This is a genomic window from Streptomyces sp. NPDC002324, assembly GCF_053593335.1.
Map to the genome: position 1 here is coordinate 37,627 of NZ_JBSFCF010000002.1, position 12,315 is coordinate 49,941.

Annotated in this window: 13 protein-coding genes and 2 pseudogenes; 5 read left to right on the forward strand and 10 right to left on the reverse strand. The window is 70.9% G+C overall.

Annotated elements, in window-relative coordinates; translation table 11 throughout:
- Positions 1-150: 150 nt before the first annotated feature.
- Positions 151-663: a DinB family protein gene (locus ACWCRJ_RS03160; protein ID WP_450937638.1), complete on the reverse strand. Its 513-nt coding sequence runs from the start codon at positions 661-663 to the stop codon at positions 151-153.
- A 73-nt stretch (positions 664-736) separates the two neighbouring features.
- Between ACWCRJ_RS03160 and ACWCRJ_RS03165 the strand changes: the two genes are divergently transcribed.
- A complete protein-coding gene (locus ACWCRJ_RS03165; protein ID WP_450937639.1) occupies positions 737-1,645 on the forward strand; it encodes a Gfo/Idh/MocA family protein in 909 nt (302 codons plus the stop codon).
- On the opposite strand, the gene lnt is transcribed toward ACWCRJ_RS03165, so the two are convergent.
- Entirely contained in the window at positions 1,591-3,165 is a 1,575-nt protein-coding gene (gene lnt, locus ACWCRJ_RS03170; RefSeq protein ID WP_450937640.1) for an apolipoprotein N-acyltransferase, read from the reverse strand. The two genes, ACWCRJ_RS03165 and lnt, sit on opposite strands and share 55 nt — an antisense overlap.
- A 193-nt stretch (positions 3,166-3,358) precedes the next feature.
- Positions 3,359-3,853, reverse strand: coding sequence for a nuclear transport factor 2 family protein (locus ACWCRJ_RS03175; RefSeq protein ID WP_450937641.1), 495 nt, complete (start codon positions 3,851-3,853; stop codon positions 3,359-3,361).
- Between the two features lie 41 nt (positions 3,854-3,894).
- On the opposite strand from ACWCRJ_RS03175, the pseudogene ACWCRJ_RS03180 reads away from it, so the two are divergent.
- A pseudogene (locus tag ACWCRJ_RS03180) lies at positions 3,895-4,083 on the forward strand (DUF4291 family protein); the annotation flags it as partial.
- A gap of 74 nt (positions 4,084-4,157) precedes the next feature.
- On the opposite strand, the gene ACWCRJ_RS03185 reads toward ACWCRJ_RS03180, so the two are convergent.
- The gene (locus ACWCRJ_RS03185) at positions 4,158-4,751 is read right to left on the reverse strand and encodes a DUF4291 domain-containing protein (protein ID WP_450937642.1); all 594 of its coding nucleotides are present in this window, start codon (positions 4,749-4,751) and stop codon (positions 4,158-4,160) included.
- A 430-nt stretch (positions 4,752-5,181) separates the two neighbouring features.
- On the opposite strand from ACWCRJ_RS03185, the gene ACWCRJ_RS03190 reads away from it, so the two are divergent.
- Both ACWCRJ_RS03190 and ACWCRJ_RS03195 read left to right on the forward strand, forming a co-directional pair.
- Positions 5,182-5,781, forward strand: a complete 600-nt coding sequence (locus ACWCRJ_RS03190) for a hypothetical protein (RefSeq protein WP_450937643.1) — start codon at positions 5,182-5,184, stop codon at positions 5,779-5,781.
- 119 nt (positions 5,782-5,900) lie between these two features.
- Positions 5,901-6,026, forward strand: a complete 126-nt coding sequence (locus ACWCRJ_RS03195; protein WP_450937644.1) for a hypothetical protein — start codon at positions 5,901-5,903, stop codon at positions 6,024-6,026.
- Between the two features lie 60 nt (positions 6,027-6,086).
- Here ACWCRJ_RS03195 and ACWCRJ_RS03200 read toward each other — a convergent pair whose 3' ends face one another.
- The 3 genes from ACWCRJ_RS03200 to ACWCRJ_RS03210 form a co-directional block, all read right to left on the reverse strand.
- A complete protein-coding gene (locus ACWCRJ_RS03200; RefSeq protein ID WP_450937645.1) occupies positions 6,087-6,920 on the reverse strand; it encodes a DUF6585 family protein in 834 nt (277 codons plus the stop codon).
- A 130-nt stretch (positions 6,921-7,050) separates the two neighbouring features.
- Positions 7,051-8,310 carry a serine hydrolase domain-containing protein gene (locus ACWCRJ_RS03205; protein WP_450937646.1) on the reverse strand — a complete coding sequence of 420 codons (1,260 nt, stop codon included), beginning with the start codon at positions 8,308-8,310 and terminating at the stop codon, positions 7,051-7,053.
- A gap of 132 nt (positions 8,311-8,442) precedes the next feature.
- Positions 8,443-9,411, reverse strand: a complete 969-nt coding sequence (locus tag ACWCRJ_RS03210) for an expansin EXLX1 family cellulose-binding protein (protein WP_450937647.1) — start codon at positions 9,409-9,411, stop codon at positions 8,443-8,445.
- Positions 9,412-9,660: 249 nt separating this feature from the next.
- Here ACWCRJ_RS03210 and ACWCRJ_RS03215 point away from each other — a divergent pair, with 249 nt between their 5' ends.
- Positions 9,661-10,401, forward strand: coding sequence for an SDR family NAD(P)-dependent oxidoreductase (locus ACWCRJ_RS03215; protein ID WP_046919543.1), 741 nt, complete (start codon positions 9,661-9,663; stop codon positions 10,399-10,401).
- A 239-nt stretch (positions 10,402-10,640) separates the two neighbouring features.
- Here the strand turns inward: ACWCRJ_RS03215 and ACWCRJ_RS03220 are convergent.
- From ACWCRJ_RS03220 to ACWCRJ_RS03230, 3 genes and pseudogenes are all read right to left on the reverse strand, one after another.
- Positions 10,641-11,121 (reverse strand): annotated as a pseudogene (locus ACWCRJ_RS03220) (phosphotransferase-like protein).
- On the reverse strand, positions 11,079-11,258 hold the full coding sequence (locus ACWCRJ_RS03225; RefSeq protein ID WP_450937648.1) for a hypothetical protein: 180 nt from the start codon (positions 11,256-11,258) through the stop codon (positions 11,079-11,081). The pseudogene ACWCRJ_RS03220 and the gene ACWCRJ_RS03225 overlap by 43 nt, the downstream one beginning before the upstream one ends.
- A 135-nt stretch (positions 11,259-11,393) precedes the next feature.
- Positions 11,394-12,269, reverse strand: a complete 876-nt coding sequence (locus ACWCRJ_RS03230; RefSeq protein ID WP_450937649.1) for an undecaprenyl-diphosphate phosphatase — start codon at positions 12,267-12,269, stop codon at positions 11,394-11,396.
- Between the last annotated feature and the right edge of the window lie 46 nt (positions 12,270-12,315).

A 12,315-nucleotide genomic window follows, 5' to 3' on the forward strand; every position in this document is an offset into this window, starting at 1 on the left:
GCTTCCGGGCCGCCTTGGGGAAGGATCAAGCGGATGATGCCCCCACACGGGTGACGCCGGGGACCGCCGACGACGTGGTGCGCCTCGCCCGGCACCCGTGCGACCGCCCCGCGCACCCGCCCCCGGCCGGCGCCCGGCGTCAGGGTTCGCTCAGTATCCGGTGGTTCCGTCGAGGCGCTCTCGCAACAGGTCGGCGTGGCCGTTGTGGCGGGCGTACTCCTCGATCATGTGGGTGTAGATCCACCGCAGGCTCGGTGCCTCGCCCGTCCGACGGTGCACGGCCTTGGCGACATCGGCCAGGGCGAAACCCTCCGCGTTGCGCCGGGCGATCGCGATCTCCTTCCGCCAGGTGTCATGGGCCTCCTCCCAGGTGTCCGCCTCCGTCAGATGGAACTCCCCGTCCGGGTCCTCCTCGCTGAAGTAGAGGGGCCCCTGGTCGTCGTCCACGAGCACCTTGCGGAACCATATGCGCTCGACCTCGGCCATGTGCCGTACGAGCCCCAGCAGGGACAGCTCCGAGGGCGGCACCGAAGCGGTTCTCAACCGGGCGTCGTCCAGGCCCGCGCACTTGATCGCCAGAGTCTCGCGGTGGTAGTCGAGCCAGCCTTCGAGCATGGTCCGTTCGTCGGCGGTGAGGGAGGGTTCGGTGCGCTGAATGGTCATGCCGGCCATCCTGGCAGCCCCCGTATGCTGCCGACGAGGCAATACGACGGCACACCGAGGACGGGAGACCCCAGTGAAGGTCGGCTGCATCGGGCTCGGCGACATCGCGCAGAAGGCGTATCTGCCGGTGCTCGGCACCCAACCGGGGCTCGAACTCCATCTGCAGACGCGGACCCCCGCCACGCTCACCCGAGTCGCCGACGCCCTGCGTGTCCCGGAGGGACAGCGGCACACCGATCTCGACGCGCTGCTCGCCCAGGGCCTGGACGCGGCCTTCGTGCACGCGCCGACCGCGGTCCACCCCGAGATCGTGGAGCGGCTGATCGAGGCGGGTGTGCCGACGTACGTCGACAAGCCGCTCGCGTACGAACTCGACGCCTCCGAACGGCTCGTACGGCTCGCGGAGGAGCGGAACGTGGGGCTCGCCGTGGGCTTCAACCGGCGGTACGCGCCCGGGTACGCCCAATGCGCCGACCATCCGCGCGAGTTGATCATCATGCAGAAAAACCGCATCGGTCTGCCCGAACTGCCGCGCCTGATGATCCTGGACGACTTCATCCATGTCGTCGACACCCTGCGGTTCCTGGTGCCGGGGGAGATCGAGGACGTGACCGTGCGTGCCCGCACCGAGGGCGGGCTGCTGCACCACGTGGTGCTGCAGCTCTCCGGGGCCGGGTTCACCGCGCTGGGCGTGATGAACCGGCTCAGTGGTTCGGCGGAGGAGATCCTCGAAGTCTCCGGGCAGGACACCAAGCGGCAGGTGCTGAATCTCGCCGAGGTCGTCGACCACAAGGGGCAGCCGTCCGTGCGGCGGCGCGGCGACTGGGTGCCCGTGTCCCGGCAGCGCGGCATCGAGCAGGCCGTCCTCGCCTTCCTCGACACCGTGAGCGCGGGCAGGGTGCTCAGCGCCCGGGACGCGCTGGCGACTCATGCACTGTGCGAGCGGGTGGTTCGGGCGGTCGAGGACCGGTCCGCCGCCTGATGTGCGGCCGGCCGAGGCCCCGTCCCCCGCCTCAGCCGCATGGCCCGTACGCCCTCGAAGGCGCCCCACACGACCAGGACCAGCAGTGCCGCGTGGACCGGCCAGTCGCCGAAGCGGACGTACGGCGTCGTGCCGTCGGCCAGCGGCACCTCGTACACCGCCGCCCGGCTCTCGTCCGTGCCCAGCCACGCGCCCACCCGCCCGCCGTCCGGGCCGTACACCGCCGAGACGCCGGTGAGCGTCGCGTGGACCATGGGGCGGCCGGTCTCGGCTGCCCGCAACGCGGCCAGCGAGGCGTGCTGCTCGGGCGCCCAGCTCTGCTGGAACGACGAGGTCGCCGACTGCGCGAGCAGCAACTGGGCGCCGTCCCGGGCGAGATGGCGGCTCATGTCCGGGAAAGCGGACTCGAAGCAGACCATGGGGCCGATCCGCAGCCCCTTCCCGGCGTCGAACACGACCTGCTCGGTGCCGCGGCGGCGGTCCTCGCCGGCCGCTTCGCCGACCGAGGTGGCCCAGCCGAGCAGCGAGCGCATCGGGATGTACTCACCGAACGGCACGAGACGCATCTTGTCGTACCGGTCGCCGGTGGGACCGTCGGGGCCGACGAGCACCGAACTCTTGTAGATGCCGGGGCGGTCGGAGCGGCGGGCGTCGACGTTCACGAGGATGTCGGTGTGCGTCGCACGGGCCAGCGCGGCGATCCGGTCGGACAGATCCGGGCGGTCGGCCAGGTCGGCACCGACACTGCTCTCGCCCCACACGATCAGGTCGACGTCCCGCCCGGCGAGCCGCCGGGTGAGCGCCTCCTCACGGGCGAACCGGGCGTCGGGGCCGTCGGTCACACCGGGCTGGACGACGGCGACGCGCACGTCGCCCCGCACGTCGGGTCGCGGCGACCACAGCCACACCGCCGACGTCGCGACGGCCGCAGCGACGAGACCGGCGAGCGCCGGCGCCCGGGAGGCGCGTACCGAGACCAGTACGGCCGCCGCGACGTTGACGGTCACGACCAGGAAGCTGAGCAGCCAGACCCCGCCGACCGAGGCCAGCCGCAGCGCCGGCTCCACCGGCCACTGGCTGGACCCCAACAGGCCCCACGGCCCGCCCAGACCCTGCCAGGAGCGGACCAGTTCGATCATCAGCCAGCCCGACGGAACGACCAGCAGCGCGGCGGCGACCCGCCCCGGCGAGGGCGTACCGGCCAGGAACCGGCGCGTCAGCCATGCCCAGGGCGCCCACAACGCGCCCAGCAGGCCGGCGATGAGGAAGGTGAAGACGTGGAGGTTCGGCAGCAGCCAGTGGTGCATCGCGAGCATGAACGCGAAGCCGCCGAGCCAGCCGTCGTACGCCGCCCTGCGCCCGGTCGGGGCCGTGCGGATCAGCAGGATCCACGGCACCAGCGCCGCGTAGGCAGCCCACCACAGACCCGGCGCCGGGAAGGCGAGCACGGGCAGAGCACCCGCCACGACGACGGCCGACCGTCGCCGCCACGGGGAGGCGACCCAGTCCGGCGTCTGCATACAGCGCCTCCCTCCCGCCACTGAGCGTCCCTCCAGTGTGCGCGCCGGGGACGATCTCCGACAGGGGGCGTGGGCGGGGCGGGGTGGTGCGCTCGGTACGGGTGGGGTGGTTCGGAGGCCGGGGAGGGGAACGCGGTGGGGCCGAGTGGCGGACCTTCGGCCCCGCCCCGTCGGTGGTCGGGCCGGGGCGCGCTCAGGCCGGGGAAGGCCGCTGGGCGGGGGTGAGGCCCTCCGGGGCGCGGCGCCATTTCTCCTGGACGAGGACCTCGCGCAGGCGCCAGCCGTCGGGGGTGCGGGTCACGGTGAACGCGTAGCGGCCGCCGCAGACGAAGTCGGGTGCGGTGGATCCGCCGTCGTGGCCCGCGAAGCGCATCGGGTTGATGTAGTCCGCCTGGACCTGGGCGGTGTCGCCGGTGTCCTGCTCCAGATACCCGAAGCGCACCCGGCGGTTGACGATCAGATGCTGCCGCATCGGGAACAGCTCCATGCTCCGGGCCAGCCATCCGGCCACCTGCGAGGCGTCGCCCTCGATGCCGCCGGCCGAGCGGTAGTCCGCGCGTCCCCCCGGCGCGAACAGTTCCCGGTAGGCCGTCCAGTCGCCGTCGTCCACCGCCACCGCGTACTCGGTGATCAGGCCGTCGACGGCGAGTCGGTCCATCACCGTCGCGAGTTCCACGCGCTGTGTCATCGGCTCAGTGTTGGGGCAGGAGACGCGCCACGCCAAGGGGCGTGCGCGCGGATGGGGGATATGTCAGGGATCAACACCTCGCGGAGAGCGAGCCCAGGTTCCGTATCCGTGCCCGGCACACCGCCGACACGGTCACCGTCCACCAGGCGTACAGCCCGCGGATCGCCGGCCCCGCCACACGCCACGGTCGTTTTCCGGCCGGGTGGAAGCGGGACCGGATGACCTGGATCATCAAGCAGCGTTCACAGACCCTCGCCGCCATGCGACCCGTGGGTGATGCCGGCGGCTGTGCCCGGAGTGCCGGTCAGGGACACAGGTGGGCCAGGAGTTCTGCACTGGCGGGGTACTCCTGTTCCTGGGGGAGCAGTCGGGCAGCCGAGTCCGGTTCGCCGTCCCTGACGAGTGCGTGGATCTCGTGGGCGAGCGGGGTGACGTCGCCGATGGACACGATCCACTCGTCCGCGTAACGCGACGATGCCTCACCCGAGAGCCCCAGTTGCAGCGAGCGGTACGGCAGGGGACGCAGGTGCAGATCGCGTTCGGGATCCCACTGGACACGGGCCGGTGCGCGCTTGAGGTCACGCTGCCAGGTGTCGCGATCGGGATGCAGTCCGCGGACGTAATGCGACAGGCAGGCATGGCGCAGCGCCCAGTCGAAGCCGTCGCGAGTGATCTCGATGGCGAGAACGGTCTCCTGACCCTCCTTCATGCCCCAGCCGGAGCGGTACATCATCCACATGAAACTGGGTTTGATCCACGTCATGCGGTCAGGCTTCCACGCGGCGGGAAAGCGGCCGTCGCGGATGGCGGGCAGCCCGATTCCAGGGGAGTACGCCTGGTAGACGGTGATCGTCGACGCCGTGTGAAGCGCGCGGATCCTGCGGTGCGGTTCTTCCATGGCGTACAGCGTGGAGTCGTCCAGGTCGGCAGGCCAACGATTTTCGACCGTCGCCCATTGCGACGGTGCACGTCGGACGCAGCAACGTGCGGGTTGTCGGGGGCTGTACATCATGGCGGAGTTCCCAACAACATCAACAACGTCCGCCTCAAGCTCAAGCGGCCGGCCGACCGCGGGGTCCTGACCGAGACCGAGCCAGGCTTGTTCACCCGGCTTCGGCCGTCTTGAGCGACTTGTTGGCGGGGCGCTTGATGTGGGCACGCATGATGCGGGCCTGGTGTTCGCACGCGTGGTCAGCCTGGGCGCGAGAGGGTGGGTAGATTTGCGTTAGTAGTGCCTATTTTTCGAACAGGGCAGCCATCGGTGTCAGTCCCGGGCGATAGCGTGCGCACCGCATATCTCACCTATTCGACTCCGCACCGGAGATGCCATGGCCGACGCCTACTCGCCCATTCCCGAACTGAATCTGCTCAAGGAGTTCTCCGACGGCCCTGGAGAGGACTACTTCTCGGATGGATTCGAGTTCTACGAGTACGCCCAACCCGACGCCGGCCTGGTGGAGTGGTTGTGTCTTGAGGGGCGGGAAGAGGAGGTGCGGGGCCACCTCGACCGGCTCACCCCCTTCGCGCAGGCCACCGGTTCGGGTTCGTTCTACGCCCTGTGGCACTGCGACGACCGCACCGACCTCGCCACACTTCCTGTCATCCGCTTCGGTGACGAAGGTGATCTCGACATCATCGAGGGCCTGCGGAACCTGTTCCGGCTGCTCGCGATCGACGACGAGTCGTTCATCTCTTGGGACGAGGAGCGCGAGGCGGACCCCGACGAGGAGCACAGCCCTGGGCACGAGGCGTACATGGCTTGGATGAAGGAGACGTTCGACCTGACCCCGCCCACCGAAGCGGAAGCGGACGAGATCCTGGGGTCGGGCGGCAAGAAGTACGGCGCCCGGTTCGTCAACTGGCTGGAAGAGTTCGGATCCCAGGAGCTCGACTTCGACTCGTGGCGCAAGGAGCTCGGCGGCTCCTGAACGTCGATGCGTCATGCCGGGCGCGTCCGCGCCCGGCATTCTGCCAGTTCGCAGGGCTCCGGCGCCTTCCAGGGAGCGGACCGGCTCTCGGTTCGGCTCGATCGAGCCGGATCGAGGACGTGACGCCGCTCGCCCGGGAGGTGCACGGTCATGTGCGTGCGGGGGAACCGGACCGGGCGGCCGCGTCGTTGCCGGTGGAGCGGCCGTTTCCGGTGGCGGAGGACGCGCTGGGCCATCTGCGGTGACGAGACCCGCGGAGCGGGCGCGCTGCCGACGGGCGGCGGCGGTGCGTGCCGGGGGACCGCTCACTGCGCCGGTTGCCGCGCCGATCGCCGTAGGGCGTCCGCGACGGCGAGAAACAGGACGCTGTCCGCCACGTCGGAGACCGGCTCCCGCGCCGCCGGTTTGCGCTCACCGGTGACCAGGACGTGGATGGTCGACCCCATCAGATCGACTTCGCTGATCGTCTCCCAGGGCAGGACACGGCCGGAGTGCTCCAGCCCGGCCAGGCTCACCGTGAAGGGGCCGAATGCCGCCCGTCCCCCGGTCTCCAACAGCGTGCCGAGTTCGGCCAGTCGCGCCCTCGCGTCCTCCTCCGCGCCCTGGCTCTGTACCGCGAGCCAGCCGTCCGCGATGAGGGTGCCCAGGTGCTGCGCCTCCGGCGTGTCGCCCGACACCATGAAGTTGCCGGCCGGCGTCTGGACGTACACGGAATGCGTGGTCGACACGGTGACCCCGTTGCGTTCGTGCTGCGTCGCATGGCGTCGGCATCCGGTGATCTCGTCCCAGGACCCGGCGATCGGTGGCCGCGAACCGTACTGGTAGACCACCCCGTCCTCGAACACGGCACACCAGGTGACGGGTCTGAACAGTGCGGCCAGCGGAACGGCGATCGCCCCGAAGAAGGCGCATCCGCCGAGGACGATGAAGAGGATCGCGTTGGTCCACTCGCTCTCACCGCTGATGACGAAGACCATCATCACGCAGAACGCGGTGACCAGGAGGAGCATGAAGGAGCCCCACCAGGACACCGCACTCGTCCGTGCGCGGAAGGCATATCGGCCGTCCCCGAGCTGTCGTTCCGCCGCCGCTGCCGGCACTGTCGACGGGATCTCGTCCCAGAGGTTCCGGGCCATCATCGCGACTCCCCCCACGCGTCACTCGCCCTCAACTCGGCTTGCGTGCAAGCCGAGTTGACGATGCGAACATCCTCGGGATGCTACGGCGCCTGGCTGAAAAGCGGTAGACGTCTCCGCTCTGTCGGGAGGGTCAGTCGCCCCTTCGGCCGAGCAGTTCGCAGACCGCGTTCTCCTCGACCGCGCGGAGCCGCTCCAGGAGGCCGGGGGCGAGGCTCCTGTTCACCTGGGTGGTGAGCGAGAAGGTGAGGGATCTGCGGCCGTCGGGGGTCGCGGCGATCAGCTGGGTGTAGCCGGGGAAGTTCCCGGTGTGCCCCAGCACCACCCCGCAGCGGGTGTCGTATCGGAAGATGGCGAGTCCCGCCCTGTTGCGGCCGGGGCCGGCCGGTTCGGACGCCCCCTCGATCCAGCGGCGCTGCTCGCGCAGAACGGATCTCGACGTCAGCTCCCCGGCGGCGTAGCCGCGGATGAACCTGGTCATGTCACGCGGGGTGGAGACGATCCCGCCCGAGGCCCAGACACCGGACGCGCTCAGCGCTTCACTGACGTCCTCCGGCGGCGCGGGCGGCTCGACGGCGTAGCCGTGCATGTACGGCTCCGGCATCTCGTAACCCAGCGGCAGGCTGGTGTCGGTCAGGCCGAGCGGCCGGTACACGAGCCGGCTCAGCAGCTCCTCGTACGGCCGGCGGGTCACCGCCTCCGCCATCAGGGCGACGGCGATGTTGTCGGAGTTGGAGTACCGGTACCGGGAGCCGGGGCGGAAGCGCAGCGGTTCGTCCGCGACGAAGTCCAGCAGCCGGCGCGGGTCGAAGGTGCGGCGCGGGTCCGCGAGCAGCAGTTCCAGGAACTCCGGGTCCTCGCTGTAGTCCGGCAGTCCGCTGGTGTGGTTCAGCAACTGGCGCAAGGTGACCGACCGCCAGGCGCGCGGCAGACGGGGCAGGGTGCGGCCGATGGTGCTGTCGAGGCCGAGCGCACCCCGCCGCACCAGGCTCAGTGCCACGGCTCCGCTGAACGCCTTCGCCGTACTGGCGATCCGCATGTGGTCGGTGGGCTCGATCGGACGGCCGGTCTCCAGGTCGGCGACCCCGGCGCGCAGGACGCGTGACGTACGGTCCCGTTGCAGGACGACGATCACACCTGGCGGCCCTCCGGGAGCGCCGACCAGTTCTTCGAGCTGCTGTTGCAGGGTCTGCTCGCTCCCGCCGGAGCCGTGCCCCGGGACGGTGTCGTCGGCGGCGCCCGCCGCGGGGGCCAGGAGCAGGCCGCCCAGGCAGGACGCGCCGAGCAGAGCGACGAGGGACAGGCGCAGACCGCGGCGGGAGCGAGGACCCGTACGGGTGCGCGTACGGGTACGCGTACGGCTGTGCGGGCGGGAAGCGGGGGTGAGTGACATGAGGGTCCCGGGAGGATCGGTGGGCAGGACACCCTCAGCATCGGCTGGACCGGGGTCGCTCGCGCGCGAGCTTGCGCTGTCCGGCCGATCGACCCCGCGAGCCGTTCGCGGTGCGGAAGAAGGACGGCGGGGTCAGCGCGCGGTGAACTGCACCCCGGTCGGCTGTACGACGTTCGGCCGTACCGCCGGCCCGTCGACGGTCAGCCGCTCCCCGTAGATGTCGGTGATCCTGAGCGCGCCCCCGCACCCGCCGCCCTGCTCGGAGAGGAAGTAGTTGTACTCGGTACGGGGCAGTCGGGTCCAGGCCCCGCCGGCGCGTACCTCCAGCCGGGCCACCGGGTTGCGGTGACCGATCACCTGAATGCCGCACCAGTACTGGCTGGAACCCGTCTTGTACCGGATCGAGATCCGCTCGGACGTGTCCGGGCTGACCAGGCTCCAGGTGATCGGGATCTGGCCCTGGGACGGGGTGGCCAGCTTGGCGAAGGCCTGTGCGCTGAGGTCGAGCTGGCCGGGTTTGCAGGGCGCCGGGCACTCGTTGGTGATCCGGACGGTGATGGCGGCGCCGCTCGCCGCGCGGACGCGCACGTAGGCCCCGCAGGCCTGGGAGACCTCGTAGTCGGTGGTGTTCATCGCCGCCGTCATGACGTCGTCACTGGGGTCGTACGAGCAGGCTCCGCTGCCGTCGGAGTCGTAGAAGGTGGCGATCCCCTGGTACTCGACCCCGGGACGGATCCGCCCGGCCGGCTGTCCCGAGGCGGATCCGCCCTGGCGGGTGGTGGCGGGTGACGGCGGGGTGGCGTCGGTGGTCGGAGACGCCGACCGGGTGGGTCCGGATGTCGAGGGCGACGGGGACGGGGACTTCGAGGGCGTGGCGGAGGGCTTCCGCTTCGGTGCCTCGGAAGAGGGTGCGGTCGCCTCGGAGGTGGTGGCGACGGGTGCGGCGCCGACCTTCCCGGCGGCCTCGGTGTCGCTTCCGCGGTCGGGGCCGAAGGCGATGACGAGCGACGCGGCGAGTCCGGCGGCCGCGACAGCGGCGACGGATATGAGGGCGGTGCGCCGCTTGGGCCGGGGGGAGGAGCGATGGGAACGGGCTGCCACGTTCAAATCCTTCGGTTCCGTGCGTGGTTCGGGGGAGGAGGAGCGGGTCCGGAAAAGTGTGGTTCGGGGGAAGGTGTGAGGTGTGTGGGGCTCGTGTGGAGGAGCCTTCCACTCTTGGGTTGCCGCCGGGGCCGGAATGGTTGCCCTCGTTGTGAGCCGCCGATCGGGCGGCGATCGTAGGATGATCGATCGCCGGGTCTTCGGTGGCCGCGCGACCGCGTGGACCACGTTCGCTTCAGGGGGGTTGGGATGTCACGACCGGTCACGGTGGTCACGGGTGGGAGCCGGGGGATCGGCGCCGCGACCTGTCTGCGGCTCGCGGCGGACGGGCACGACGTGGTCGTGGGCTACGTGCACGACGGGGCGGCCGCCGAGTGGATCGCGACGGGGGCACGGGCGAACGGGGCGCGCTGTGTCACGGTCAGGGCGGACACCTCGGTGGAGGCCGACGTGGACCGGCTGTTCGAGACGGCGGCCGACCGGATCGGACCGGTGACGGGGCTGGTCAACAACGCCGGGGTGACCGGCCCCTTCGGCAGGCTGGCGGACACCGACACGGAGGTGCTGCGGCGGGTGGTCGAGGTCAACCTCCTCGGCGTGCTGCTGTGTTCGAGGCGGGCGGCCAAGGTGATGGCGGCCGCGGGGGGCGGCGTCATAGTGAACGTGTCCTCGGCGGCGGCCACGCTGGGCAGCCCCGGCGAGTACGTCCACTACGCGGCGACCAAGGCCGCGGTCGACGCGCTGACGACGGGGCTCGCGAAGGAACTCGGGCCGGACGGCATCCGGGTCAACGCGGTGGCGCCCGGGGTGATCGACACGGAGATCCACGCGCGGATGGGGGACCCGGAGCGCGCCGACCGTATCGCCGCGTCCGTACCGCTGCGGCGCCCCGGCCGCGCCGACGAGATCGCCTCGGCCATCGCCTGGCTCATGTCCCCGGAGGCGTCGTACACCACGGGTGCGGTGCTGCGGGTGTCGGGCGGTCGCTGACGCGGCGTGGGGGTGGGGTTCGCGGTCCGTCTGCGGGTCGTGCGGGTCGTGCGGGTAGGCCCGGGGTGTCGGTCGACTGCCGCTTGTGGGTGGTCGCTCGCGCGGTTCCCCGCGCCCCTGTCGGGGGCAGGTCGGCCGGTGGTTGCCCGCGCCCCTGTCCGGGGTGTGGTCACGCGGTTCCCCGCGCCCCTGTCCGGGGTGTGGTCACGCGGTTCCCCGCGCCCCTGTCCGGGGTGCGGTCAGCCGGAAGTGTCCCGTTCGTCGCGTAGGCGTTGGAACGCGGGCGGTGTCGGTCTGTGGGACAGGAAGTCCTTGATGCGGGCCGCGCATTGCGGCGGATCCGCCCGGCTCGTGTCGCACTCGGCGTCGTAGAGGCCGTGCGCGTGGACCTGGGCCTGCTGCTGCGCGGCCAGTCCCGGTGGCCGGTCGCCCCGCTGCCGCTCGCGGCGTTCGAGTTCGGCGCGAGGACAGTGCACCCCGACGAACACCACGTCCTGCGGCACGAAGAGGTCGAGGCAGTCCCGCAGGCGCCATTCCGCGCTCAGGACGTGGTCCATGACGACCAGGTTGCCCGCGGCGGCCATGCCGGCGGCCGCGGGGGGCGGCGTCATCGTGGAAGGACGGTTCGTCGAGGACGCGGAGCAGTTCCGCAGCGATGCTCGACTTGCCGTGCGGGTTCACGCGGCTTCGACGACGTCCGCGCGTATCGCCGCGGCCCACTCCGCGACCAACAGCTCGTACTCGGCCCGCTCCTGGGCCGACAGCGACGCGCCGGCGCGCCGCCACAGCGCTCGGATCCGGTCGTTCAGGTCGTCGGCGGACCGCACGGAACCACGGACAAGGGGATCGGGGGACATGTCGACAAGAGTAGGCGCCCCGGCTGACAGTGCGCTACGGGGCGGCTACGGATGCCGTATGTGGTTGGTCACGGAAGGGAGTCGGGACGGAACGGTCCGATCATGCCGGCGCGGATCGGCCCGCCTCGGCCCGCCTCAGCCCGCCGACTCGCCCGCGTGCGGGCTCAGCACGCCCATGGACACCAGGACGACGATGACGATGCCGAGCGCGATGCGGTACCAGACGAACGGCATGAAGCTCTTGGTGGAGATGAACTTCATGAACCACGCGATGACCGCGTAGCCCACGAAGAAGGCGATGATCGTGGCGAAGATCGTCGGTCCCCAGGAGACGTGGCCGCCCTCCATCGCGTCCTTCAACTCGTAGCCGCCCGAGGCGATCACGGCCGGGATGGCGAGCAGGAAGGAGTAGCGGGCCGCGGCCTCGCGCTTGTAGCCCATGAGGAGGCCGCCGCTGATGGTGGCGCCGGAGCGGGAGACGCCGGGGATGAGGGCCATGGCCTGGCAGAGGCCGAAGATCAGGCCGTCCTTGACGCTGAGCTGTTCGAGGCTCTTGCGCTCCCGGGCGGCGCGGTGCTTGCCGCCCGTCTCGTCGCGGGCCGCCAGGCGGTCCGCGACGCCCAGGACGATGCCCATGACGATGAGCATGGTCGCCGTGAGGCGCAGATCACGGAACGGGCCCTCGATCTGGTCCTTGAGGGTCACGCCGAGGACACCGATCGGGATGGAGCCGACGATCACCAGCCACCCCATCTGGGCGTCGTGGTCGCGGCGCATCTCCTTGTTGAACAGCGAGCGCGACCACGCCGAGATGATGTTGGCGATGTCCTTGCGGAAGTAGATCAGCACGGCGGCCTCGGTGCCGATCTGGGTGATCGCGGTGAAGGCCGCGCCCGGGTCCTCCCAGCCGGAGAAGGCCGCGGTCAGGCGCAGGTGCGCGCTGGAGGAGACGGGGAGGAATTCGGTCAGCCCCTGGACGAGTCCGAGGATGAGGGATTCAAACCAAGACATGAAGTTACGTGGTCCAAGCGCTGATCGTGGAGGGCCGACGGAAGAC